General features: G+C 56.2%; 23 protein-coding genes. 15 read left to right on the forward strand and 8 right to left on the reverse strand.

Going from position 1 to position 24,053, the window contains the following annotated elements:
* Positions 1–29 precede the first annotated feature (29 nt).
* From priA to rraA, 7 genes are all read left to right on the forward strand, one after another.
* The gene (gene priA, locus AC2TE5_RS22410; protein WP_484612387.1) at positions 30–2,225 is read left to right on the forward strand and encodes a primosomal protein N'; all 2,196 of its coding nucleotides are present in this window, start codon (positions 30–32) and stop codon (positions 2,223–2,225) included.
* Positions 2,226–2,344: 119 nt separating this feature from the next.
* Positions 2,345–3,370, forward strand: coding sequence for a DNA-binding transcriptional regulator CytR (cytR, locus tag AC2TE5_RS22415; protein ID WP_063144386.1), 1,026 nt, complete (start codon positions 2,345–2,347; stop codon positions 3,368–3,370).
* Between the two features lie 93 nt (positions 3,371–3,463).
* Positions 3,464–4,465 carry a cell division protein FtsN gene (gene ftsN / locus AC2TE5_RS22420; protein ID WP_484612388.1) on the forward strand — a complete coding sequence of 334 codons (1,002 nt, stop codon included), beginning with the start codon at positions 3,464–3,466 and terminating at the stop codon, positions 4,463–4,465.
* A gap of 94 nt (positions 4,466–4,559) precedes the next feature.
* A complete protein-coding gene (gene hslV / locus AC2TE5_RS22425) occupies positions 4,560–5,090 on the forward strand; it encodes an ATP-dependent protease subunit HslV (RefSeq protein WP_008501802.1) in 531 nt (176 codons plus the stop codon).
* Positions 5,091–5,099: 9 nt separating this feature from the next.
* Positions 5,100–6,434 carry an ATP-dependent protease ATPase subunit HslU gene (gene hslU / locus AC2TE5_RS22430; RefSeq protein WP_023309685.1) on the forward strand — a complete coding sequence of 445 codons (1,335 nt, stop codon included), beginning with the start codon at positions 5,100–5,102 and terminating at the stop codon, positions 6,432–6,434.
* 68 nt (positions 6,435–6,502) lie between these two features.
* Positions 6,503–7,423, forward strand: a complete 921-nt coding sequence (gene menA / locus AC2TE5_RS22435; protein ID WP_484612389.1) for a 1,4-dihydroxy-2-naphthoate polyprenyltransferase — start codon at positions 6,503–6,505, stop codon at positions 7,421–7,423.
* A 92-nt stretch (positions 7,424–7,515) separates the two neighbouring features.
* Positions 7,516–8,001 carry a ribonuclease E activity regulator RraA gene (rraA, locus tag AC2TE5_RS22440; protein ID WP_032662736.1) on the forward strand — a complete coding sequence of 162 codons (486 nt, stop codon included), beginning with the start codon at positions 7,516–7,518 and terminating at the stop codon, positions 7,999–8,001.
* A 565-nt stretch (positions 8,002–8,566) separates the two neighbouring features.
* Here the strand turns inward: rraA and zapB are convergent.
* On the reverse strand, positions 8,567–8,806 hold the full coding sequence (gene zapB, locus AC2TE5_RS22445) for a septal ring assembly protein ZapB (protein ID WP_010436935.1): 240 nt from the start codon (positions 8,804–8,806) through the stop codon (positions 8,567–8,569).
* 399 nt (positions 8,807–9,205) lie between these two features.
* Here zapB and AC2TE5_RS22450 point away from each other — a divergent pair, with 399 nt between their 5' ends.
* From AC2TE5_RS22450 to fpr, 4 genes are all read left to right on the forward strand, one after another.
* Positions 9,206–10,051 (forward strand): MIP/aquaporin family protein, encoded by an 846-nt coding sequence (locus tag AC2TE5_RS22450; RefSeq protein WP_014885705.1) that lies wholly within the window; start codon positions 9,206–9,208, stop codon positions 10,049–10,051.
* A 21-nt stretch (positions 10,052–10,072) separates the two neighbouring features.
* Positions 10,073–11,581: a glycerol kinase GlpK gene (glpK, locus tag AC2TE5_RS22455; RefSeq protein ID WP_063144383.1), complete on the forward strand. Its 1,509-nt coding sequence runs from the start codon at positions 10,073–10,075 to the stop codon at positions 11,579–11,581.
* Positions 11,582–11,730: 149 nt separating this feature from the next.
* Positions 11,731–12,741: a class II fructose-bisphosphatase gene (glpX, locus tag AC2TE5_RS22460; protein ID WP_484612390.1), complete on the forward strand. Its 1,011-nt coding sequence runs from the start codon at positions 11,731–11,733 to the stop codon at positions 12,739–12,741.
* A 96-nt stretch (positions 12,742–12,837) separates the two neighbouring features.
* The gene (gene fpr / locus AC2TE5_RS22465) at positions 12,838–13,584 is read left to right on the forward strand and encodes a ferredoxin--NADP(+) reductase (protein ID WP_213329782.1); all 747 of its coding nucleotides are present in this window, start codon (positions 12,838–12,840) and stop codon (positions 13,582–13,584) included.
* Here fpr and AC2TE5_RS22470 read toward each other — a convergent pair whose 3' ends face one another.
* Positions 13,585–14,004, reverse strand: coding sequence for a DUF805 domain-containing protein (locus AC2TE5_RS22470; protein WP_023333860.1), 420 nt, complete (start codon positions 14,002–14,004; stop codon positions 13,585–13,587).
* Positions 14,005–14,116: 112 nt separating this feature from the next.
* Here AC2TE5_RS22470 and AC2TE5_RS22475 point away from each other — a divergent pair, with 112 nt between their 5' ends.
* Both AC2TE5_RS22475 and tpiA read left to right on the forward strand, forming a co-directional pair.
* Entirely contained in the window at positions 14,117–14,713 is a 597-nt protein-coding gene (locus AC2TE5_RS22475; RefSeq protein ID WP_484612391.1) for a DUF1454 family protein, read from the forward strand.
* A gap of 111 nt (positions 14,714–14,824) precedes the next feature.
* Positions 14,825–15,592 carry a triose-phosphate isomerase gene (gene tpiA, locus AC2TE5_RS22480; RefSeq protein ID WP_213329785.1) on the forward strand — a complete coding sequence of 256 codons (768 nt, stop codon included), beginning with the start codon at positions 14,825–14,827 and terminating at the stop codon, positions 15,590–15,592.
* Positions 15,593–15,640: 48 nt separating this feature from the next.
* Here the strand turns inward: tpiA and AC2TE5_RS22485 are convergent, their stop codons facing one another.
* The 6 genes from AC2TE5_RS22485 to cpxP all read right to left on the reverse strand — a co-directional run bounded on the left by AC2TE5_RS22485 (position 15,641) and on the right by cpxP (position 21,782).
* Entirely contained in the window at positions 15,641–16,945 is a 1,305-nt protein-coding gene (locus AC2TE5_RS22485; RefSeq protein ID WP_213329787.1) for an SLC13 family permease, read from the reverse strand.
* 73 nt (positions 16,946–17,018) lie between these two features.
* Complete coding sequence (locus AC2TE5_RS22490; protein ID WP_484612392.1) at positions 17,019–17,762, reverse strand: CDP-diacylglycerol diphosphatase; 744 nt, start codon at positions 17,760–17,762, stop codon at positions 17,019–17,021.
* Between the two features lie 107 nt (positions 17,763–17,869).
* Positions 17,870–18,859, reverse strand: coding sequence for a sulfate ABC transporter substrate-binding protein (locus AC2TE5_RS22495; RefSeq protein WP_032662717.1), 990 nt, complete (start codon positions 18,857–18,859; stop codon positions 17,870–17,872).
* Between the two features lie 232 nt (positions 18,860–19,091).
* Positions 19,092–20,054, reverse strand: coding sequence for a 6-phosphofructokinase (pfkA, locus tag AC2TE5_RS22500; RefSeq protein WP_134347562.1), 963 nt, complete (start codon positions 20,052–20,054; stop codon positions 19,092–19,094).
* A 174-nt stretch (positions 20,055–20,228) separates the two neighbouring features.
* Positions 20,229–21,122 (reverse strand): CDF family cation-efflux transporter FieF, encoded by an 894-nt coding sequence (gene fieF, locus AC2TE5_RS22505; protein WP_213329791.1) that lies wholly within the window; start codon positions 21,120–21,122, stop codon positions 20,229–20,231.
* A gap of 153 nt (positions 21,123–21,275) precedes the next feature.
* The gene (gene cpxP / locus AC2TE5_RS22510) at positions 21,276–21,782 is read right to left on the reverse strand and encodes a cell-envelope stress modulator CpxP (RefSeq protein ID WP_063144343.1); all 507 of its coding nucleotides are present in this window, start codon (positions 21,780–21,782) and stop codon (positions 21,276–21,278) included.
* Positions 21,783–21,932: 150 nt separating this feature from the next.
* On the opposite strand from cpxP, the gene cpxR reads away from it, so the two are divergent.
* A complete protein-coding gene (gene cpxR / locus AC2TE5_RS22515) occupies positions 21,933–22,631 on the forward strand; it encodes an envelope stress response regulator transcription factor CpxR (RefSeq protein WP_006179159.1) in 699 nt (232 codons plus the stop codon).
* Positions 22,628–24,001 carry an envelope stress sensor histidine kinase CpxA gene (gene cpxA / locus AC2TE5_RS22520; RefSeq protein WP_023309731.1) on the forward strand — a complete coding sequence of 458 codons (1,374 nt, stop codon included), beginning with the start codon at positions 22,628–22,630 and terminating at the stop codon, positions 23,999–24,001. The genes cpxR and cpxA overlap by 4 nt, the downstream gene beginning before the upstream one ends.
* Positions 24,002–24,053 lie beyond the last annotated feature (52 nt).

The raw sequence follows: 24,053 nt of genomic DNA on the forward strand, positions 1-24,053 counted from the left end.
CGCGCCACTTTTCAAGTCAGGAAGATTCGATGCCCGTCGCTCACGTTGCCCTGCCCGTTCCGCTTCCCCGCACCTTTGACTACCTGCTGCCCGACAGCATGAGCGCCAAAGCGGGCTGTCGCGTGACCGTGCCGTTTGGCAAACAGCAGCGCGTGGGGATTGTTGTCTCCGTCAGCGATCAAAGCGAACTGCCGCTGAACGAACTGAAGTCGGTCATTGAGGTGCTGGACGGCGAGCCCGTTTACTCCACCAGTACCTGGCGACTGCTGCAGTGGGCGGCGGATTATTATCATCACCCCATTGGTGACGTCCTGTTCCACGCTCTGCCCATCATGCTGCGCCAGGGCAAAAGTGCCAGCCATGCGCCGATGTGGTACTGGTTTGCTACCGAGCAGGGTCAGGCGGTCGATATTAACAGCCTCAAGCGCTCGCAGAAACAGCAGCAGGCCCTGGCGGCGCTGCGTCAGGGGAAAATCTGGCGGCATCAGGTCGACGAGCTTGAGGTCAGCGAAACGGCGCTACAGGCATTAAGAAAGAAAGGGCTTAGCGAACTGGCAAGCGAAGCACCTGCCCTTTACGACTGGCGCGAGAGTTTCTCCGTTTCAGGGGATCGCCTGCGTCTGAATACCGAGCAGGCCACCGCCGTGGGCGCGATTCATAGCGCTTCCGATCATTTCTCTGCCTGGCTGCTGGCAGGGGTGACGGGTTCCGGTAAAACGGAGGTCTACCTGAGCGTGCTGGAAAACGTGCTCGCGCAGGGCAAACAGGCGCTGGTGATGGTGCCGGAAATTGGCCTGACGCCGCAAACCATCGCCCGATTCCGCGAACGCTTTAACGCGCCGGTTGAGGTGCTGCACTCCGGCCTGAACGACAGCGAACGCCTCAGCGCCTGGCTGAAAGCGAAAAACGGCGAAGCGGCGATTGTGATCGGCACCCGCTCGTCGCTGTTTACGCCGTTTAAAAATCTTGGCGTTATCGTGATCGACGAAGAACACGACAGCTCCTATAAACAGCAGGAAGGCTGGCGCTATCACGCCCGCGATCTGGCTGTTTATCGCGCGCACAGTGAGCAGATCCCTATTATTCTCGGCTCCGCCACGCCTGCGCTCGAAACGCTGCACAACGTGCGCCAGCGCAAATACCACATGCTGCGCCTGACGCGCCGCGCGGGGAATGCCCGTCCGGCCATTCAGCACGTGCTGGATCTGAAAGGTCAGCAGGTTCAGGCCGGGCTTGCGCCTGCCTTAATTACCCGAATGCGCCAGCACCTGCAGGCGGGGAATCAGGTGATCCTGTTCCTTAACCGACGCGGATTCGCGCCCGCGCTGCTGTGCCACGACTGCGGCTGGATTGCCGAGTGCCCGCGCTGCGACCATTACTACACCTTCCACCAGGCCCAGCGGCATTTGCGCTGCCACCACTGCGACAGCCAGCGTCCGGTTCCTCGCCAGTGCCCGTCATGTGGTTCCACGCATATCGTGCCGGTGGGGCTGGGAACGGAACAGCTGGAACAGGCGCTTGGTCCCTTCTTCCCGGACGTGCCTATTTCGCGTATCGACCGGGACACTACCAGCCGCAAAGGCGCGCTGGAACAGCAGCTGGCGGAAGTGCATCGCGGCGGCGCGCGCATCCTGATTGGCACCCAGATGCTGGCGAAAGGCCACCACTTCCCGGACGTGACGCTGGTCGCCCTGCTGGACGTGGACGGCGCGCTGTTCTCGGCAGATTTCCGCTCAGCCGAGCGCTTCGCCCAGCTTTATACCCAGGTGGCAGGGCGTGCCGGTCGCGCCGGTAAACAGGGCGAAGTGGTGCTGCAAACACACCATCCTGAACACCCGCTGCTGCAAACCCTCCTGCATAAAGGCTATGACGCCTTTGCCGAGCAGGCGCTGGCCGAACGCCAGACCATGCAGCTGCCGCCGTGGACCAGCCACGTCATCATCCGCGCGGAAGACCATAACAACCAGCAGGCGCCGCTTTTCCTGCAGCAGCTGAGAAACCTCCTGCAGGCCAGCCCGCTGGTGGATAATCAGCTGTGGATTTTGGGCCCGGTGCCGGCACTCGCCCCAAAACGCGGCGGACGTTTTCGCTGGCAAATTTTGCTCCAGCACCCCTCGCGGGTTCGTCTTCAGCACATCGTCAGCGGCGCGCTGGTGCTGATTAATACCCTGCCGGAAGCGCGAAAAGTGAAGTGGGTACTGGACGTCGATCCCATCGAAGGTTGAAGACGGATCGAAAAATTTAACGCTCCTCACACTTTTTATGAAAATTCTGTAACCGATTCCATTAACTATCTGTAAAAATGGTGATGTCAGAAGTTCGGTGTTCAGGCGAGGAGAAGACGTTGAAGTCCAGGAAAGAGGTTGCACCGGCGACCATGAAAGACGTTGCCCAGAAAGCACAAGTCTCTACGGCAACGGTATCCCGCGCATTAATGAACCCGGATAAAGTCTCCCAGGCGACCCGTAACCGGGTAGAGCAGGCTGCGCTTGAAGTGGGCTATTTCCCACAGGCGATGGGGCGTAACGTTAAACGCAATGAGTCGCGCACCATTCTGGTGATTGTGCCGGACATCTGTGACCCCTTCTTCAGCGAGATTATCCGCGGTATTGAAGTCACCGCAGCGGAACAGGGTTACCTGGTGCTGATTGGCGACTGTGCTCACCAGAACCAGCAGGAAAAAACCTTCATCGATCTCATTATCACCAAGCAGATCGACGGCATGCTGCTGCTAGGCTCTCGCCTGCCGTTTGATGCCAGCATTGAAGAACAGCGTAATTTACCGCCGATGGTGATGGCCAACGAGTTTGCGCCAGAGCTGGAGCTGCCGACGGTCCACATTGATAACCTCACCGCCGCGTTCAACGCCGTAAACTATCTCCAGGAGCTGGGGCATAAGCGCATTGGCTGTATTGCCGGGCCGGAAGAGATGCCGCTTTGTCACTATCGCTTGCAGGGCTACGTTCAGGCGCTGCGCCGTACCGGCGTCACCGTCGATCCGCACTACATTGCGCGCGGTGACTTTACCTTCGCCGCGGGTGGACAAGCGCTGGAGAAACTTCTGGATCTGCCTGAACCGCCAACCGCCGTATTTTGTCACAGCGACGTGATGGCGCTGGGCGCATTATCGTACGCTAAACGCCGCGGCCTGCGGATACCGAAAGATTTATCGATCGTCGGATTCGATAATATTTCGCTTTCAGAATTTTGCGATCCGCCGCTCTCAACGGTCGCTCAGCCGCGCTATCAAATCGGCCGCGAAGCGATGCTGCTTCTGCTGGATCAGCTTCACGGTCAAACAGTTAGCAGCGGCTCGCGGTTGCTGGACTGCGAACTGATTGTTCGCGGCACTACCCAGGCATTGACTTAAAGTAAACGTCTTTCGGATACCCTTATCTGGTCAAAGCCCCGCCGCTTAAGTAACATGGCGGACTGACGAACGAATAAATACAGCGAAACGATAGTGGCACAACGAGATTATGTACGTCGCGGCCAGCCGGCACCTTCGCGACGCAAAAAGAGTAGCTCAAGGAAAAAGCAACGTAACCTGCCTGCTGTATCGCCAGCAATGGTCGCTATTGCTGCGGCTGTAGTCGTCGCCTTTATTGGTGGCCTGTACTTTATCACGCACCATAAAAAAGAAGAGTCTGAGGCGCTTCAGGCCAGTAAAGTTGCCGGAAATGGCCTTCCTCCAAAACCTGAAGAGCGCTGGCGCTATATCAAAGAGCTGGAAAGCCGTCAGCCTGGGGTGCGTGCGCCAACCGAACCTTCTGCGGGGGGTGAAGTGCAGAATGCGAATCAGCTGACGGATGAACAGCGTCAGCTGCTCGCACAAATGCAGGCCGATATGCGCCAGCAGCCTACGCAGCTGAACGAAGTGCCGTGGAATGAGCAGACCCCGGCGCAGCGCCAGCAAACGCTGCAGCGACGTCAGGCGCAACAGCAGATTCAGCAACAGCAACAACAGCAGCAGCAATGGGCGCAAACCCAGCCGGTGCAGCAGCCGAAAGCCCAGTCGCGGGTAACGGAACAGCCATACCAGCAGCAGACGCGTACGGTGCAGTCTCAGCCTGTCCAACAGCCGCCGAAAACGCAGCCGCAGAAACAGGCGGCTCAGCCGTATCAGGATCTGCTCCAGACGCCAGCGCATACCACCGCGCAGCAGCCGAAAACGCAGCAGGCCGCGCCGGTCACCAAAGAGACCGAAGCGCCGAAGCAGACGGCGGAGAAAAAAGATGAGCGCCGCTGGATGGTACAGTGCGGTTCGTTCAAAGGTGCCGAGCAGGCGGAAACGGTACGAGCTCAGCTGGCCTTTGAAGGTTTTGATTCGCGTATTACCACCAATAACGGCTGGAATCGCGTGGTGATTGGTCCGGTTAAAGGCAAAGAAAACGCCGATGGCACCATTTCGCGTTTGAAAGTGGCCGGCCACACAAACTGCATTCGACTCGCCTCCGGGGGTTGAAACCCCCAAAATCCCCCCCATCTATCATTTAATTCAGCCCTGAGCACAGGCTCAGGGCTTCTGTTTCCCGATTCTGTAACCAGGGGGTCTGCTCGTGACAACAATAGTAAGTGTACGCCGTAACGGCCATGTGGTAATCGCCGGTGATGGCCAGGCCACGCTGGGTAATACCGTCATGAAAGGCAACGTGAAGAAAGTGCGCCGCCTCTACAACGACAAAGTGATTGCCGGTTTTGCAGGCGGCACGGCGGACGCCTTTACGCTGTTTGAACTGTTTGAACGCAAACTGGAAATGCACCAGGGTCATCTGGTGAAAGCTGCCGTTGAGCTGGCGAAAGACTGGCGTACCGACCGCATGCTGCGCAAGCTTGAAGCGCTGCTGGCGGTAGCCGATGAGACCGCCTCGCTGATCATCACCGGTAACGGTGACGTGATTCAGCCAGAAAATGACCTGATTGCCATCGGCTCTGGCGGCCCTTATGCCCAGGCTGCAGCCCGCGCGCTGTTGGAAAATACCGACATGAACGCGCGTGATATCGCGGTGAAGGCGTTGGATATTGCAGGCGATATCTGCATTTATACCAACCACAACCACACCATCGAAGAATTGACCTCCAAAGCGTAAGGATCTCCCATGTCTGAAATGACCCCACGCGAAATTGTCAGCGAACTGAACAAACACATTATCGGCCAGGATAACGCGAAGCGTTCCGTGGCTATCGCTCTGCGTAACCGCTGGCGTCGTATGCAGCTTGACGAAGAGCTGCGCCACGAAGTGACGCCGAAAAACATTCTGATGATCGGCCCGACCGGCGTTGGTAAAACCGAAATCGCTCGTCGTCTGGCGAAGCTGGCTAACGCACCGTTCATCAAAGTTGAAGCCACCAAGTTCACCGAAGTGGGCTATGTGGGTAAAGAAGTGGACTCCATCATCCGCGATCTGACCGACTCGGCGATCAAGATGGTGCGCGTCCAGGCAATCGAGAAAAACCGCTACCGTGCAGAAGAGATGGCCGAAGAGCGCATTCTCGACGTGCTGATCCCACCGGCAAAAAACAACTGGGGCCAGGCAGAACAGCAGGCGGAACCGTCCGCTGCGCGCCAGGCATTCCGCAAGAAGCTGCGTGAAGGCCAGCTGGACGACAAAGAGATTGAGATCGATCTCGCTGCCGCGCCAATGGGTGTGGAAATCATGGCGCCTCCGGGCATGGAAGAGATGACCAGCCAGCTGCAGTCCATGTTCCAGAACCTGGGCGGCCAGAAGCAGAAAGCGCGTAAGCTGAAAATTAAAGACGCGATGAAGCTGCTGATTGAAGAAGAAGCGGCGAAGCTGGTAAACCCGGAAGAGCTGAAGCAGGATGCTATCGACGCGGTTGAGCAGCACGGTATCGTGTTTATCGACGAAATCGACAAAATTTGTAAGCGCGGCGGCAACAGCTCCGGCCCGGACGTGTCCCGTGAAGGCGTTCAGCGCGACCTGCTGCCGCTGGTTGAAGGCTGCACCGTCTCCACCAAGCACGGCATGGTGAAAACGGACCACATCCTGTTTATCGCTTCAGGCGCGTTCCAGGTTGCCAGCCCGTCGGATCTGATCCCGGAACTGCAGGGCCGTCTGCCAATCCGCGTTGAGCTGCAGGCGCTGACCACCGAAGATTTCGAACGTATCCTGACCGAGCCAAACGCCTCTGCTACCGTACAGTACAAAGCGCTGATGGCGACCGAAGGCGTGAACCTCGAGTTCACCGAAGACGGTATCAAACGTATTGCCCAGGCCGCATGGCAGGTCAACGAAACCACCGAGAACATCGGTGCGCGTCGCCTGCATACCGTGCTGGAACGCCTGGTAGAAGATATCTCTTACGACGCGAGCGACCTTAACGGTCAAACCGTTACCATTGACGCAGAATATGTGAGTAAACATCTGGATGCGTTAGTGGCAGATGAAGATCTGAGCCGTTTTATCCTATAATCGCGGTTACTGGATTCTCATCACGTTTAATGGGGGCTAATGCCCCCATTTTTATTGGCTAAATACTTATGACTGACATCAGCCGTACTCAGGCGTGGCTCGAAAGTCTGCGCCCTAAAACACTTCCTCTGGCCTTTGCCGCGATTATCGTCGGCACCGCCCTTGCCTGGTGGCAGGGTTATTTTGATCCGCTGGTCGCCGCGCTGGCATTGATTACCGCTGGCCTGCTGCAAATCCTCTCCAATCTCGCTAACGACTACGGCGACGCGGTAAAGGGCAGCGACAAGCCGGACCGCATAGGGCCACTGCGCGGAATGCAGAAAGGGGTGATTACCCAGGCGCAGATGAAACGCGCGCTGATTATCACCGTGGTGCTGATCTGCGTATCTGGCCTGGCGCTGGTGACGGTGGCGTCTAAGACCACCAGCGATTTTATCGGCTTCCTGGTGCTGGGTTTATTGGCCATTATCGCGGCCATCACCTATACCGTCGGCACGCGTCCTTACGGTTATATTGGGCTCGGTGATATCTCCGTACTGGTGTTCTTCGGCTGGCTGAGCGTGATGGGAAGCTGGTATTTACAGGCGCATACGGTGATCCCTGCTCTGTTCCTGCCCGCGACCGCCTGCGGCCTGCTGGCGACGGCGGTGCTCAACATCAACAACCTGCGCGATATCGACAGCGATCGCGAGAACGGCAAAAACACCCTGGCGGTTCGTCTGGGGCCGGTCAATGCGCGCCGCTATCATGCCTGCCTGCTCATTGGCGCGCTGGTATGCCTGGCGCTGTTTAACCTGATTTCCTTGCAGAGCCTGTGGGGCTGGCTGTTTGTGCTTGCCGCGCCGCTGCTGATTAAGCAGGCCCGCTTTGTGATGCGTGAACTCAACCCGTCCGCCATGCCGCCAATGCTGGAGCGTACGGTAAAAGGCGCGCTGCTGACTAACCTGTTGTTCGTCATCGGGATTGTGTTAAGCCAGACGCTGCGTTAGCTGACAAATATCAATTAACAATTGATGATTTTGCCAACAACGCATTTCGCACGATATACTGAACACATTCGCAGCAACTGAGCGTTAAACCTATGAAATACGATACCTCCGAGCTTTGTGACATCTACCAGGAAGATGTCAACGTCGTTGAACCGCTGTTCTCCAACTTTGGTGGGCGGTCGTCGTTTGGCGGTCAAATCGTCACGGTGAAATGTTTCGAGGACAACGGGTTGCTGTACGATCTGCTCGAACAGAATGGCCGCGGCCGCGTTCTTGTGGTCGACGGCGGCGGTTCCGTGCGCCGTGCGTTAATTGATGCTGAACTGGCCGGCATTGCCGTCCAGAATGAGTGGGAAGGCCTTGTGGTGTACGGTTCCGTGCGTCAGGTGGACGATCTGGAAGACCTGGATATCGGGATTCAGGCCATCGCGGCCATACCGGTAGGGGCGGCAGGTGACGGTATCGGCGAAAGCGACGTGCGCGTCAATTTCGGCGGCGTGACCTTCTTCTCCGGGGACCATCTCTACGCCGATAATACCGGTATTATCCTGTCCGAGGATGCGCTGGATATCGAGTAGTAAAACCGTAAGCGTGAACCATAAAAAAACCGCCAACAGCAATGTGGCGGTTTTTTTGTCCCTCGGGATTCGCGGTCCGTTGGGAAGTTTTGCAACCTTTAACCAGGATTTTTATCTTACCCTGGTTCAAACCTCAGGCAACCCCATCAACCCTTTATAAATTCCTAATTATCTATGAAAACCTTAACTACGCTGCTGTTGCTCATTATGATGCTGCGTCCCTTTCCGCCATTTCGCAAATGGGCATCGGTCCAGGGAAAGGTATACTCACAACCGTAAAGCAGCCTTTAACCAGGCTTGTGTCCACCGACTTATCACCGGTGGTGAACGGTGGAGCGGTTAGCTGCAGGGACCGCATAATGAAACGCTATTTATGTATCGCGTTCATTGTCGCCAGCGTACTCGTTGTAAAGAGTGATGAACCGAATGTGTTGATTGCTCTTACTATGACAGCGCAGGACAAGTAGCGTTAAGGCCGCCTCTGGCGGCCTTTTTTATTACTGGCATAAAAAAAGCCGGGTGGCGGCTTCGCCTTACCCGGCCTACTCATTAATCCCAATGGGAATTAAACCTCTTCCATACGTCCCAGCAGCGCCTGCAGGCGATCCTGCCAGCCGTTCTGCTGTTCGCGCAGCTGGTTGTTTTCGCGCTCCAGTTCTTCGCGGCCGTGCTGAGCGTTCTGAACTTCCTGCGCCAGGCTGTTGTTCTTCTCTTTCAGCTCTTCAATTTCCATCTGCAGCAGGGTGATGGTGTCAATCGCCTGCTGTACTTTCGATTCCAGTTTCTCAAACACTTCTAAAGACATGATGCTACCTCTCCTGAATTGCAAGGCGACGCTTTAACATAAACGCGCACGACATATACCGTCGATTGTATGGAGCGCGGCGCTCTGTGTCCAGCGACACACCGCGCAGATCGCGGTTTGCAACACTTTTAGGTCTGGTCCTGGTGCGTTCGCGTCATATACCCCTAAATTGTTAACTGATTCGTTAATGAAATGATTCAGCTCACATTCCTGTACTGCTGCAAAAATGTGCTTTATGGCGCGAAAACGCTCATTTTATTGACGCAGACCACACATTTTGATTTCGATATTTCTCGTTTTTGCTCGTTAACGATAAATTAACACTATGTCTACAGGGCATCGTGGCTGTCACGGGCGGCCATGCTAACAATAAACATCAATTTCTTCAGGATTCCGATTATGAGTCAGACATCAACCTTAAAAGGCCAGTGCATTGCCGAGTTCCTTGGTACCGGGTTGTTGATATTCTTCGGAGTGGGCTGTGTCGCTGCACTGAAAGTGGCGGGTGCCAGTTTTGGTCAGTGGGAAATCAGTATCATCTGGGGTCTGGGCGTGGCGATGGCCATCTACCTGACCGCAGGGGTTTCTGGTGCACATCTTAACCCGGCGGTGACAATCGCACTGTGGCTGTTCGCGTGCTTCGACGGACGCAAAGTTGTACCTTTCATTCTTTCTCAGTTTGCCGGCGCGTTTTGCGCAGCGGCGTTAGTTTACGGGCTTTATTACAATCTTTTCATCGACTTCGAACAGACGCATCATATGGTGCGCGGCAGCGTCGAAAGTCTGGATCTGGCAGGCATCTTCTCAACCTACCCTAACCCGCATATCAATTTTGTGCAGGCGTTCGCAGTTGAAATGGTGATTACCGCTATTCTGATGGGCGTTATCCTGGCGCTGACCGACGACGGAAACGGCATTCCGCGCGGCCCGCTGGCACCCCTGCTGATTGGTTTGCTGATTGCGGTGATTGGCGCATCCATGGGCCCGCTGACCGGATTCGCGATGAACCCGGCACGTGATATCGGACCAAAAGCGTTCGCCTTTATCGCAGGCTGGGGCGACGTCGCCTTCACCGGCGGCAAAGATATTCCTTACTTCCTGGTACCGCTGTTTGCGCCGGTTGTCGGGGCTGCGCTGGGTGCGTTTAGCTACCGCAAATTAATTGGTCGCCACTTACCGTGCGACACCTGTGTGGAAGAGGAGAAGGAAACGACTTCTACCGCACAACAAAAAGCTTCGCTGTAATCTGACTACGGGACACATACCATGACCGAAAAAAAATATATCGTTGCGCTCGACCAGGGCACTACCAGCTCCCGCGCTGTCGTAATGGATCATGACGCGAACATCGTCAGCGTGTCACAGCGCGAATTTGAGCAAATTTATCCTCGTCCAGGCTGGGTAGAACACGACCCGATGGAGATTTGGGCATCACAAAGCTCCACGCTGGTCGAAGTGCTGGCGAAAGCCGATATCAGTTCCGACGAGATTGCCGCGATTGGTATCACCAACCAGCGTGAAACTACCGTGGTCTGGGAACGCGAAACCGGTAAGCCTATTTACAACGCCATCGTCTGGCAGTGCCGCCGCACCGCAGAAATTTGCGAAAAACTGAAGCGCGAGGGCATGGAAGATTACATCCGTAGCGCAACAGGCCTGGTGATTGACCCGTATTTCTCCGGCACCAAAGTGAAATGGATCCTCGACCACGTGGAAGGTTCACGCGAGCGTGCTAAACGCGGCGAGCTGCTGTTCGGTACCGTCGATACCTGGCTTATCTGGAAAATGACCCAGGGACGCGTTCACGTCACCGATTACACCAACGCCTCGCGTACCATGCTGTTCAACATCAACACCCTGGAGTGGGATGACAAGATGCTGGACGCGCTGGACATTCCGCGCGCCATGCTGCCTGAAGTGCGTAAGTCTTCCGAAGTGTACGGTCAGACCAACATCGGCGGTAAAGGCGGCACCCGTATTCCTATCGCCGGTATCGCCGGTGACCAGCAGGCGGCGCTGTTCGGCCAGCTGTGCGTCAAGGAAGGGATGGCGAAGAACACCTATGGCACCGGCTGCTTTATGCTGATGAACACCGGTGAGAAAGCGGTGAAATCAGAAAACGGTCTGCTGACCACCATCGCCTGCGGCCCGCGCGGCGAAGTGAACTATGCGCTGGAAGGTGCGGTGTTCATGGCCGGTGCGTCTATCCAGTGGCTGCGCGACGAGATGAAGCTGATTAGCGATGCGTTCGATTCCGAGTACTTCGCAACCAAAGTGAAAGACACCAACGGCGTGTACGTGGTACCTGCGTTCACCGGTCTGGGCGCACCGTACTGGGACCCGTATGCACGCGGGGCGATTTTCGGTCTGACGCGCGGTGTGAACTCTAACCACATTATTCGCGCCACCCTGGAATCCATCGCCTACCAGACGCGCGACGTGCTGGAAGCGATGCAGGCTGACTCCGGCATTCGTCTGCACGCCCTGCGCGTGGACGGCGGTGCGGTAGCGAATAACTTCCTGATGCAGTTCCAGTCCGACATTCTGGGCACCCGCGTTGAGCGCCCTGAAGTGCGTGAAGTGACGGCGCTGGGCGCGGCGTACCTTGCCGGCCTGGCGGTAGGCTTCTGGCAGAACCTGGACGAGCTGCAGGAAAAAGCGGTTATCGAACGCGAATTCCGCCCAGGCATCGAAACCACCGAGCGTAACTTCCGCTACAGCGGCTGGAAGAAAGCGGTGAAGCGTGCCCTAGCCTGGGAAGAGCACGAAGAGTAATTGTCCTTAATTCCCTCTCCCCTGGGGAGAGGGTGTTTTAAGTCCCCTCGCCCCTTTGGGGAGAGGGTTAGGGTCAGGGGAGTACAGACCGCACCTTACCCACTCTGTGATAAACTTCGTGCAATTCCTTTTGATTGCACGAGTACCTCATGAAACGTGAACTTGCTATCGAGTTTTCCCGCGTCACCGAAGCAGCCGCCCTTGCAGGCTATAAATGGCTGGGTCGTGGCGACAAAAATACCGCAGACGGCGCAGCCGTCCATGCCATGCGCATTGTGCTTAACCAGGTCAACATCGACGGCACCATCGTGATCGGCGAAGGCGAGATCGACGAAGCGCCGATGCTCTACATCGGTGAAAAAGTCGGTACCGGCAAAGGCGATGCCGTGGATATCGCGGTTGACCCGATCGAAGGCACCCGCATGACGGCGATGGGTCAGGCCAATGCCTTAGCGGTGATGGCCGTGGGCGATAAGGGCTGCTTCCTCAACGCGCCGGATATGTACATGGAAAAGCTGATTGTCGGTCCTGGCGCGAAAGGCGCAATCGACCTTAGCCTGCCGCTGGAAGAGAACCTGCACAACATCGCCAAAGCCCTTGGCAAACCCCTTAGCGAACTTACCGTGACTATTCTGGCAAAACCGCGCCACGACGCCACCATCGCGCAGATGCAAAAGCTCGGCGTGCGCGTGTTTGCCATTCCGGACGGTGACGTTGCCGCCTCGATCCTGACCTGCATGCCGGACAGCGAAGTTGACGTGCTGTACGGCATCGGCGGCGCGCCGGAAGGTGTGGTCTCTGCGGCGGTGATCCGCGCGCTGGATGGCGATATGCAGGCCCGTCTGCTGCCCCGCCATGAGGTGAAAGGCGACAGCGAAGAGAACCGCCGTATCGGGGAAAACGAGCTGGCGCGCTGCGAAGCGATGGGCATCGAGGCCAATAAAGTGCTGGCACTGAACGAGATGGCGCGTAGCGATAACGTCGTCTTCTCGGCGACCGGCATCACCAAAGGCGATCTGCTGGACGGCATCACCCGCAAAGGTAATATGGCCACTACTGAAACCCTGCTGATCCGCGGTAAATCACGCACCATTCGCCGCATCCAGTCTATCCACTATCTCGACCGCAAAGACCCTGACGTGCAGACGCACATTCTGTAAAACCGTTTGATCGATAGAGCTTTCCGGCCCTGACGGGCTGGAAATTTTCACCACAAGTACGGAAGATAGAACCGAGAAACAGCACAGGAGAAGATCATGGCGGACTGGGTAACAGGTAAAGTCACAAAGGTACAGTTCTGGACCGATGCGCTATTTAGTCTCACCGTACATGCTCCCGTTAACCCGTTTAAAGCCGGGCAATTTGCGAAGCTGGGGCTGGACGTCGACGGCGAGCGCGTGCAGCGCGCCTACTCTTACGTTAACGCGCCTGATAACCCGGATCTCGAGTTCTATCTGGTCACCGTTCCTGACGGTAAGCTCAGCCCGCGCCTTGCCGCCCTAAAGCCCGGCGACGAGGTGCAAATTGTGAGTGAAGCGGCAGGCTTCTTTGTGCTTGAAGAGATCCCTGACTGCGACACGCTCTGGATGCTGGCAACCGGTACGGCCATCGGCCCTTATCTCTCTATATTGCAGTACGGCAAAGATCTGGAACGCTTTAAAAACATCGTGCTGGTTCACGCTGCGCGTTACGCTGCAGACCTGAGCTATTTGCCGCAGATGCAGGCGCTTGAACAGCAGTACGGCGGGAAGTTAAAGATTCAGACGGTGGTCAGCCGTGAAACCGTAGCAGGAACGCTTACCGGTCGCGTGCCGGCGTTAATTGAGAGTGGAGCCCTGGAAGACGCGGTGGGCTTGCCGCTTAATGCTGAAACCAGCCACGTCATGCTGTGTGGCAACCCGCAGATGGTACGTGACACGCAGCAGCTTCTGAAGGATACCCGGCAGATGACGAAACATCTTCGCCGCCGACCGGGCCATATGACCGCCGAACACTACTGGTGATCAGCGGTATTTCACCTCAACGGTGTCTTTACCGTATTTGTTTTCGCTCTGGGTGCCAATAAACGCGCCCAGATCGACAATCATCATCACGAAGATGACCGACGGCAGCAGCCTGCCCACGACCCACGGCAGGATGGACGGAAGCATCGCCCAGTTTCCCGCTACCAGCATCCACGCCAGAATAATCAGAAATGCCCACGCGCCGGAACGTCCGCGATCGTGCAGACGCTTTACGACAACCGCCGCCGTTGGCCATAGCAGGCAGACCAGCGCGAAGGCCGCCGTTTGCGTGCTCAGCCATGCATTGTAAGCAACGAAAAACAGAAGCAGCATGGCGACAATCCACGTCACCATCCAGATCCAGAAATCACGGCGTCCAATACGCCCTTTGAATGAAAACAGCCACTGCTGTATGGTCATGTAAGGTTCCTTATTATCGTATAGCGCGCATTTTACCCTGGAGTTGTGACCTTTTGACAAGCCGACCAGATATCGTTTTAATCATGAGCACTTACGGCCAGGGGCAATGTTGATGAAAAGTTCGGCACGTTCTCTCTTCCTGTGTTTAGCGCTGCTCAGCGCGGGTTATCCCCTGCACGCCGCCGAAACCACTGCCCCGACCACAGCACCGTATCTGCTGGCGGGCGCGCCGTCGTTCGATCAGTCCATCAGCCAGTTTCGTGAAGCCTTCAATCAGGCCAACCCAACGCTCCCGCTGGATGAGTTTCGCGCTATTGATGGCCCCCGCGACGCGCCTACCCTGACCCGTGCGGCAAGCAAGATTAACGAGAATTTGTATGCCTCCACGGCGCTGGAGCGCGGTACGTTAAAAATTAAAAGCATGCAAATCACCTGGCTGCCGATACAGGGGCCAGAGCAGAAAGCCGCTAAGGCGAAAGCGCTGGAGTACATGAGCGCGGTATTGCAGGCCTTTACCCCTGCGCTGACGAAAAAGCAAAGTCAGCAAAAGCTGCAAAAACTCCTTACCGCCGGGAAAAAAAAGCGTTACTACGCCGATACCGAAGGCGCGATCCGCTATGTTGTGGCGGACAACGGCGAAAAAGGACTGACCTTCGCTGTTGAACCGATTAAGCTGGCACTATCTGACACTCTCGGCGGGGCGAATTAATGACAAAAAGCAAAGCCTTTCGAGGGAAAATCTCTATACTGATTCACAGACCATGCTGCCCGACAGGGTGGCCATATTCCTTAATTCGCTTATTTAGCGTGGAGAATTGAAATGCGACATCCTTTAGTGATGGGTAACTGGAAACTGAACGGCAGCCGCCACATGGTAAACGAGCTGGTTGCGAACCTGCGTAAAGAGCTGGCTGGCGTGACGGGCTGCGCGGTTGCTATCGCTCCGCCGGATATGTACCTGGATCTGGCTAAACACGCCGCTGACGGCAGCCACATCATTCTGGGCGCGCAGAACGTTGACGTTAACCTGTCTGGCGCGTTCACCGGTGAAACCTCCGCTGAAATGCTGAAAGATATCGGCGCGAAATACATCATCATCGGCCACTCCGAGCGTCGCACCTATCACAAAGAATCCGACGAGTTCATCGCGAAGAAATTCGCCGTGCTGAAAGAGCAGGGTCTGATCCCGGTTCTGTGCATCGGTGAAACCGAAGCGGAAAACGAAGCGGGCAAAACCGAAGAAGTGTGCGCACGTCAGATCGACGCAGTGCTGAAAACCCAGGGCGCGGCAGCATTCGAAGGCGCGGTAATCGCATACGAGCCAGTCTGGGCGATCGGTACCGGCAAATCTGCAACCCCTGCGCAGGCTCAGGCGGTTCACAAATTCATCCGTGACCACATTGCTAAAGCCGACGCGAAGGTCGCTGAGCAAGTGATTATTCAGTACGGCGGTTCCGTAAACGCAGCCAACGCTGCTGAGCTGTTCACCCAGCCAGACATCGATGGCGCGCTGGTTGGCGGTGCATCCCTGAAAGCTGACGCTTTCGCGGTGATCGTTAAAGCGGCAGAAGCGGCTAAACAGGCGTAATTGCCTTTGTGGCGGGTGGCGCTTGCGCTTACCCGCCCTACAAAAACCCTACAACTTACCTAACACGCTATACCACAGATAATCCAGCGGCAGCAGCACCAGATAAGTTGCCACCGCCAGCGCGAGACAAAGCACCATCCCCGCCCTTGCAGGCACCTTCCCGAGCCCCATTGCCACCACAATCGGCGACGCCTGATACGGCAGCAGCGGCGTGGAATAGCCCAGCACCTGAATCATGATCACCGACAGCAGCGGGAAACCGGTCGCGTCCGAAAAACTCTGCGCCAGCGTGGTGTACAGCGCCGGCACGCCGTTGGCGGTCATAATGAAGTTGAGTGCGGTGGTAATACCGGTCAGCGCCAGGAAACTGGTGAACGGTCTGTCTGCATCCAGCGGCATAATGCGAAGCAGTGCCTCGCCCACGGCCGTTCCGATACCGGTTTGCGTCACCACGATTGCCAGACCGAGAATACCCGCGACGTAAATGCAGGTACGCATGTTCACGCCCGCTGAAAATTCTTCCCCGGTGATAAAGCCGATGCGCGGCAGCATGACGACGATCGACGCCGCAAGCCCCGTCCACGCGGGCCCCACGCCGTGCCAGCTCTCCGTCACCCACATCCCCAGCACCACCGCCAGCAGCCAGGCGAGACGCTTTTCGTCCCGCCCCATAGGCTCAGACGGCGCCAGTTCCTTCGGCGGTTTCGGGCTACCGGGAAATAGCCAGCAGATCAGGCCAATCAGGATCAGGCCTTTGAGAATGCCCAGCACCGGCGTGTGCAGCAGCAGATACGGGACATAGTTCAGATGGATGCCGTACGAGCCTTCCGCCGCACCGCTCATTACCAGATTAGGGACGTTAGCAGGCAGGATAGTCGCCGAAAGCTGGAAAGTCCCGAACCCCACGGCCAGCGCCAGCCCATACCAGGCGCGGGAACCGTCGGCGATACCGGCGCGTTTTGCCATCGCCGCGACAATCGGCATCAGCAGCGCAATACGCCCCATGTTCGACGGCATCACAAACGCCAGCGCATAGCTCAGCAGCACCACGCTCGCCACCATCAACACCCAGGAGTCGGTGAGCTTTGACGACAGCGCCCGGGCGGCTCTGTCCGCCAGTCCGGTTTTACGGATTGCCACGCCGAGCACAAAACCGCTGAATACCAGCCAGAAAGCCGACGAGGCAAAACCGCCGAAGATGACCTCCGGCGGGGCGATTCTGGCGGTCATCGCCGCGGTGAAGAACAGCAGCGCGGTGATAAATTCCGGCAATAGCGACGTCGCCCACAGCACGATGGTGACGCCAACGATCAGTGAGGGCAGCAGCAGAGGATGCGTTAACCAGAGCGACATACCTGTCTCCTGTAGAATTTTTCAGCAAGTCTACGGTGACAGGCAGCCCGAGTAAACGCGATTTATGGTGGGGTTAGTTCAGGATAGCGCATTGATGATCCTGCAATTCCTCTGCCGACGCGCGGTTGAGCATCAGCAGATTGCGCTCGGTCGCCAGCAACACAAACGAACCGTCCGACTGCTGCGCCATCGCCAGGGCAAAGCGCCCCATATGGTCGCGCGCTTCCGGTAGCTCTTCTGCCAGCATCATAAACGGGCTGCGCTGGACCAGTTCATTCTCCGTCACCCGGCGAGCAAGATACTCATGTCCTTCCAGCCCCCCAGGAAGAGGCAGCCACTGGGTGCTGATTTCGCCCTGTGCCGCGTTGAGCTTCTCGCGCACGTCCGGGCGCAGGCAGGAGATATGAATATGGAAATGGTTCTGCGTACGACCCGTCGGGGAGTTAATCGTCAGCGAAATGGCGCTGTCAGGCACCTCGGATCCACGCTTCAGGGTCATAAAGCTGCGGGACTGCCACGCCAGCCAGAAAAAGTTCGGCGTATGAGCGTCGGTCAACAGCGGGCTCTCGGTACCGTTGATGCGATATGTCGGCATCAGCAGGTACTGCAGCGGCCCGTTGCGATCTTTAAATACCACATAGCCTGCATCCATTTTCACCTGCGCACACGGTGCCGGGTTACGGTTCTGGATCTGATTCGGCACACACTGGTCGAGAACGATATGTCGCAACGCATTCGGATTACCCGCCTTCATCCAGTACCAGCCGCCAGCGGCAAGGGCGATGACAATGAGGATCAATAAGATAATTTTTTTCACAACGCGTTCCCTGTTTTCAATAGAGGCAAAAGAGTAACGCAAAATGATGACCAAATAAAAAACCCGGCGGATTTCTCACGCCGGGTTACCGTGTCATTGGCTAATGGTTAGCGCTGGCTGATCTGGTCGAAAGTGCCGCCGTTAGAGAAGTGCTCTTTCTGCGCTTTCGTCCAGCCGCCGAACTCGTCATCAATGGTGAAGAGCTTCAGTTTAGGGAATACGCTGTCGTATTTCTTCGCAACGGCCGGATCGCGCGGACGATAGAAGTTTTTCGCCGCAATTTCCTGACCTTCCGGTGAGTAGAGATACTTCAGGTACGCTTCCGCCACCGCTTTGGTGTCTTTCTTCTCGACCACTTTATCGACCACGGAGACGGTCGGTTCAGCCAGAATCGATTCGCTTGGGGTCACGATCTCGAATTTGTCTTTACCCAGCTCGTGGGTCGCCAGCAGGGCTTCGTTTTCCCATGCGATCAGCACGTCGCCAATCCCGCGCTCGACGAAGGTGTTGGTGGCGCCACGCGCGCCGGAGTCCAGCACCTCAACGTTTTTATACAGCGCTTTCACGAATTCCTGCGCTTTGGCCTGGTCGCCATTGTTGTGGTGCAGCGCGTAGCCCCACGCGCCCAGGTAGTTCCAGCGAGCGCCGCCAGAGCTTTTCGGGTTCGGGGTAATCACAGAAACGCCCGGTTTGATCAGGTCGTTCCAGTCTTTAATTTGTTTCGGGTTTCCTTTACGCACCAGGAAGACGATGGTCGAGGTGTATGGCGCGGAGTTATCCGGCAGGCGTTTGATCCAGTTTTTGTCGATGCGGCCACGCTCGGCGATAGCGTCGACGTCGTAGGCCAGCGCCAGGGTCACCACGTCGGCTTCAATCCCGTTGATGACGGAGGTCGCCTGCTTGCCAGAACCACCGTGAGACTGGCGAACCACGACATTGTCACCGGTTTCCTGCTTCCAGTGTGCTGCAAACGCTTTGTTGTATTGCTCGTACAGTTCACGCGTCGGGTCGTATGACACGTTCAGTAACTGGATGTCCTTAGCCAGAACGCTGGTCGATGCCAGCAATAATGTTAAACCCACGCCCCATTTATTCATCGCCCAGCTCTCTTATGTAGTGTTTTGATGAATGCAGCGTGCCAGAAAGCGATTCGAGGATTAAAGAATAAAAAAAGATTGGCTATAACGTAGTGGAATAAAAGAGGTGAATGAGCGGCCTGATGCCCTCACCCCAACCCTCTCCCACGGGAGAGGGTGCAACCATAAAAAAACGGTAACCCAAGGGTTACCGTTTTGCATTTACCTTGCCGCCACCGGGCAACAGAGCCGATCAATACAGTTTTTTCGCGCAGTCCAGCCAGTCACCTTTAAACGGACGCTTCATGCTTTCAATCGCGTCGATGATGTCATGGTGAACCAGTTTTTCGTTCTGAATACCGACGCAGCGGCCGCCGTGACCCTGCAGCAGCAGATCGATAGCGTACGCGCCCATACGGGACGCCAGAATACGGTCGTAAGGGCCTGGGGAACCGCCACGCTGGATGTGACCCAGTACGGTCGCGCGGGTTTCGCGTTTGGTTTCGGCTTCGATGTACTTCGCCAGCTCGTCAACGTCACAGATGTGCTCGGTGATAGCCACGATCGCGTGTTTTTTACCTTTCGCGATGCCCGCTTTGATTTCAGCCACCAGATCTTCACGGCTAAATTCGACTTCTGGCACGACGATAAATTCGCAACCGCCCGCAATGGCTGCCGCCAGCGTCAGGTCGCCGCAGTAACGGCCCATCACTTCAACGATAGAGATACGCTGGTGAGAAGACGAGGTGTCACGCAGACGGTCAATCGCTTCAACAACGGTACCCAGTGCAGTAAAGAAGCCGATAGTGTAGTCAGTGCCTTTGATGTCGTTGTCGATGGTGCCCGGCAGACCGATGCACGGGAAACCCATTTCGGTCAGACGTTTTGCACCCATGTAGGAGCCGTCACCACCGATAACCACCAGGGCGTCCAGGCCGCGTTTCTTCATGTTTTCGATAGCCACTTCACGAACGTGTTCATCACGGAATTCCGGGAAGCGTGCAGAACCGAGGAAAGTACCGCCACGGTTGATCATGTCAGACACGCTGTAACGGTCGAGCTGAACCATACGATCTTCATACAGGCCCAGATAACCGTCATAAACGCCAAAAACTTCCAGGCCTTCCGTCAGCGCTGCACGGACAACACCACGAATTGCCGCGTTCATGCCCGGCGCATCACCGCCGCTTGTCAACACACCGATTTTCTTAATCATGACTACCTCTGAACTTAGGAATGCAAAATTGAAATCTGTTGCCGGAAGAAACTTATCGACCAACGAATACTGCAAATAGTATATCAATCCCTTCCAGCTGAATTGATTCAGGTCAGACCAAATGGCGGTAATTTATACACAAAATGCTGGCCTGGCTCACTTTTTTACAACGAATTACGAAAGCCCAACATGACCGGGTACAACCGAGCAGGGATCCTGGTGAATGATGACGTCTGAACCAGGAAAACGCTGCAAAATCGCCTGCTCGACCTGCTCAGCAATAACGTGAGCCTGTACCAGTGGCAGGTTGTCTTCCATTTCAATGTGAATCTGAATAAAGCGGGTCGGCCCTGACTGCCGCGTTCGAAGATCGTGTGCACCGCTGACGCCGGGCCAGGAGGTCACGATGGAAAAAATTTCATTACGTTCTGAGTCTGGGAGGGCGCGGTCAAGCAGTGATTGCACCGCTTCATACCCCATCCGCAGGGCGCTATATAAAATATAGATACCAATCCCTAACGCAAACAACGCATCGGCCCGATGCCAGCCATACCAGGCCAGACCGAGCGCAATAAGAATAGCCCCATTCATCATAACATCAGATTGATAATGAAGCATATCCGCCCGTACAGCCTGACTTTGCGTTTTGCGAACAACCCAGCGCTGGAACGTTACCAGAACAAGTGTGCATATAAGCGCAACGATCGTCACAATCACGCCCACGCCGGGATCCTTCATCGGTGTCGGCGAGACGAGATGCTGAATGCCGGTCAGAAACAGGAAAAGCGCAGAACCGGAAATGAACATACTTTGCGCCAGCGCGGCCAGCGACTCCGCTTTGCCATGCCCAAACGTATGCTCTTCATCCGCTGGCTGCAGCGAGTAACGCACCACCAGCAGGTTAGTCAGCGAGGCGGCAATATCCACCAGCGAGTCCACCAGCGCCGCCAGAATACTGACCGAACCGGTATACCACCACGCGAAAACCTTGATGACCAGCAAACACGACGCCATTACCGTCGCGGCCATTGCGGCCCGGCTTACCAGTCTTCCATAGGATTGATTCATAAACGCTCCTGTCATGTCATGCCGCTATTATAACGGAAGCATGGGGAGTCGAAGGATGAATAAACGGTTAACAAAAGAGAATGACAGGCAAAAAAAACCCCCACATCATGTGGGGGAAGACAGGGATGGTGTCTATGGCAAGGAAAACAGGGTTTACTGGTTACTACGGGTACTGCTATTGCTACTGAAAAACGTCGTTTCTGAGCTTCGCTGCATCCGTGCAACCTCACGCAGCTGGTCCATTCGCTGCTGATGTCTGGTGTTCAAAACCGCTTGCTGCTCGGGCGTTAGCAGGTGGAACATCTGGTTGCGGACCTTCGCCATCTCTACCTGGCGGGCAACCTGTTCCTGTGCCATTTTTTCGGCCTGAGCGCGTACAGCGCTTTCGTCAAAATTTTCTGCGGTGACAAGGCGATGCATTGTCTCCATTTCGCTAACATTAACAGGGGGCTGGTCGTGTCGTGCCCTCTGCATCAGATCTCGCATCTGTTGACGCTGATGTTCGGTTAAACTTATGCCGTCAAACATATGGCTTTGGCTGCTGTTCTGCGTTGCACCCTCTTGTAAGGGACTGTTATCGCTGATGATAGCTACAGCAGCCTGGCTAAACGCACTGAACGCCAGCGTTGAGGCCATGACGGCAGCGGTAACTTTGCGCATCACTTGCTCCCAAAATCTTTCGTGTCGCGATTCAACGAGAGACAGTCTACGATTCAGGCTGCAAACATGCGTCAGGGGGTGTAAAACAACGTAAAGTCATGGATTAGACGGCCTTGATGTCGTAATTTCTGCCTCGGAGGTATTTAAACAATGAATAAAATCCTGTTAGTTGATGATGACCGAGAGCTCACATCCCTTTTAAAGGAGTTGCTCGACATGGAAGGTTTCAACGTCCTGGTTGCCCATGATGGCGAGCAGGCGCTGAGTCTCCTTGACGACAGCATCGATTTACTTTTGCTCGACGTGATGATGCCGAAGAAAAACGGCATTGATACGTTGAAAGAGCTTCGCCAGACACACCAGACCCCCGTTATCATGCTGACCGCACGCGGCAGCGAACTTGACCGCGTACTCGGCCTTGAGCTGGGCGCGGATGACTATTTACCGAAGCCGTTTAACGACCGTGAACTGGTTGCCCGTATTCGCGCTATCCTGCGTCGTTCCCACTGGAGCGAGCAGCAGCAAAATACCGACAACAGCTCACCTACCCTTGAAGTCGACTCCCTGAGCCTGAACCCGGGCCGTCAGGAAGCGAGCTTTGATGGCCAGACGCTGGAACTGACCGGCACGGAGTTCACCCTGCTGTACCTGCTGGCGCAGCACCTCGGCCAGGTGGTATCGCGTGAACATTTAAGTCAGGAAGTGCTGGGCAAACGTCTGACCCCGTTTGACCGCGCCATCGACATGCACATCTCTAACCTGCGCCGTAAGCTGCCGGAGCGTAAAGACGGTCATCCATGGTTTAAAACCCTGCGTGGTCGCGGTTATCTGATGGTTTCCGCTTCATGATAGGAAGCTTAACCGCCCGCATCTTCGCCATCTTCTGGCTGACGCTGGCACTGGTTTTAATGCTCGTACTGATGTTGCCAAAACTCGACTCACGCCAGATGACGGAGCTTCTCGACAGCGAGCAACGTCAGGGCGTGATGATCGAACAGCACGTGGAAGCCGAGCTGGCAAACGATCCGCCGAACGATTTAATGTGGTGGCGCAGGCTGTTTCGCGCTATCGACAAGTGGGCGCCGCCCGGACAACGCCTGCTGCTGGTGACCAGCGAAGGCCGCGTCATTGGGGCCGATCGCAATGAAATGCAGATTATCCGTAACTTCATTGGCCAGGCGGATAACGCCGATCATCCCCAGAAGAAGAAATATGGCCGCGTAGAAATGGTGGGGCCTTTCTCCGTCAGAGACGGAGAGGATAACTATCAGCTCTATCTGATCCGTCCGGCGAGCAACTCCCAGTCTGATTTTATCAACCTGCTGTTTGACCGCCCTCTCCTGCTGCTGATTGTCACCATGCTGGTCAGCTCGCCGCTGCTGTTATGGCTGGCGTGGAGCCTGGCAAAACCGGCGCGTAAGCTGAAGAATGCCGCCGATGAAGTGGCGCAGGGTAACCTGCGACAACACCCTGAACTGGAAGCCGGACCGCAGGAGTTCCTTGCCGCCGGGACCAGTTTTAACCAGATGGTGAGCGCGCTCGATCGCATGATGACCGCACAGCAACGTCTGCTGTCGGATATCTCGCACGAGCTGCGTACCCCGCTTACGCGCTTGCAGCTTGGCACCGCGCTCCTGCGCCGCCGCAGCGGTGAGAGCAAAGAGCTGGAGCGTATTGAGACGGAAGCTCACCGCCTGGACAGCATGATCAACGACCTGCTAGTGATGTCGCGCAATCAGCAGAAAAACGCGCTGGTGAGCGAAACGGTGAAAGCCAATCACCTGTGGCACGAGGTGCTGGACAACGCGGCGTTCGAAGCGGAACAGATGGGTAAATCCTTCACCGTCAACTTCCCGCCGGGACCGTGGCCGCTGTACGGTAACCCCAACACGCTGGAAAGCGCGCTGGAGAACATCGTGCGTAACGCCCTGCGCTACTCGCATACGAAGATTGAGGTGGCGTTCTCGGTGGATAAAGACGGGATTACGGTCATTGTCGATGACGACGGCCCCGGCGTCAGCCCGGAAGACCGCGAGCAGATTTTCCGTCCGTTCTACCGTACCGACGAAGCGCGCGACCGGGAATCGGGTGGTACGGGACTGGGTCTGGCGATTGTTGAAACCGCCATGCAGCAGCACCGTGGCTGGGTGAAAGCCGACGACAGCCCGCTGGGTGGACTACGGTTAACGCTGTGGCTACCGTTGTATAAGCGTTCGTAGCTGTTAGTGCCGGGTGGCGGCTTCGCCTTACCCGGCCTACTTTCTGCGAAGG

The sequence above is a fragment of the Enterobacter sp. N5-15 genome (genome assembly GCF_057221635.1).

Excerpts from the sequence above, each read along its gene's own strand:
- cpxR (WP_006179159.1), top strand. The coding sequence starts at position 21,933 with ATGAATAAAATCCTGTTAGTTGATGATGACCGAGAGCTCACATCCCTT.
- AC2TE5_RS22485 (WP_213329787.1), bottom strand. The coding sequence starts at position 16,945 with ATGTCGCTCTGGTTAACGCATCCTCTGCTGCTGCCCTCACTGATCGTT.
- menA (WP_484612389.1), top strand. The coding sequence starts at position 6,503 with ATGACTGACATCAGCCGTACTCAGGCGTGGCTCGAAAGTCTGCGCCCT.
- AC2TE5_RS22495 (WP_032662717.1), bottom strand. The coding sequence starts at position 18,859 with ATGAATAAATGGGGCGTGGGTTTAACATTATTGCTGGCATCGACCAGC.
- fieF (WP_213329791.1), bottom strand. The coding sequence starts at position 21,122 with ATGAATCAATCCTATGGAAGACTGGTAAGCCGGGCCGCAATGGCCGCG.
- fpr (WP_213329782.1), top strand. The coding sequence starts at position 12,838 with ATGGCGGACTGGGTAACAGGTAAAGTCACAAAGGTACAGTTCTGGACC.
- tpiA (WP_213329785.1), top strand. The coding sequence starts at position 14,825 with ATGCGACATCCTTTAGTGATGGGTAACTGGAAACTGAACGGCAGCCGC.
- AC2TE5_RS22470 (WP_023333860.1), bottom strand. The coding sequence starts at position 14,004 with ATGACCATACAGCAGTGGCTGTTTTCATTCAAAGGGCGTATTGGACGC.
- AC2TE5_RS22450 (WP_014885705.1), top strand. The coding sequence starts at position 9,206 with ATGAGTCAGACATCAACCTTAAAAGGCCAGTGCATTGCCGAGTTCCTT.
- glpK (WP_063144383.1), top strand. The coding sequence starts at position 10,073 with ATGACCGAAAAAAAATATATCGTTGCGCTCGACCAGGGCACTACCAGC.
- pfkA (WP_134347562.1), bottom strand. The coding sequence starts at position 20,054 with ATGATTAAGAAAATCGGTGTGTTGACAAGCGGCGGTGATGCGCCGGGC.
- zapB (WP_010436935.1), bottom strand. The coding sequence starts at position 8,806 with ATGTCTTTAGAAGTGTTTGAGAAACTGGAATCGAAAGTACAGCAGGCG.
- AC2TE5_RS22475 (WP_484612391.1), top strand. The coding sequence starts at position 14,117 with ATGAAAAGTTCGGCACGTTCTCTCTTCCTGTGTTTAGCGCTGCTCAGC.
- hslU (WP_023309685.1), top strand. The coding sequence starts at position 5,100 with ATGTCTGAAATGACCCCACGCGAAATTGTCAGCGAACTGAACAAACAC.
- cpxP (WP_063144343.1), bottom strand. The coding sequence starts at position 21,782 with ATGCGCAAAGTTACCGCTGCCGTCATGGCCTCAACGCTGGCGTTCAGT.
- rraA (WP_032662736.1), top strand. The coding sequence starts at position 7,516 with ATGAAATACGATACCTCCGAGCTTTGTGACATCTACCAGGAAGATGTC.
- priA (WP_484612387.1), top strand. The coding sequence starts at position 30 with ATGCCCGTCGCTCACGTTGCCCTGCCCGTTCCGCTTCCCCGCACCTTT.
- cpxA (WP_023309731.1), top strand. The coding sequence starts at position 22,628 with ATGATAGGAAGCTTAACCGCCCGCATCTTCGCCATCTTCTGGCTGACG.
- glpX (WP_484612390.1), top strand. The coding sequence starts at position 11,731 with ATGAAACGTGAACTTGCTATCGAGTTTTCCCGCGTCACCGAAGCAGCC.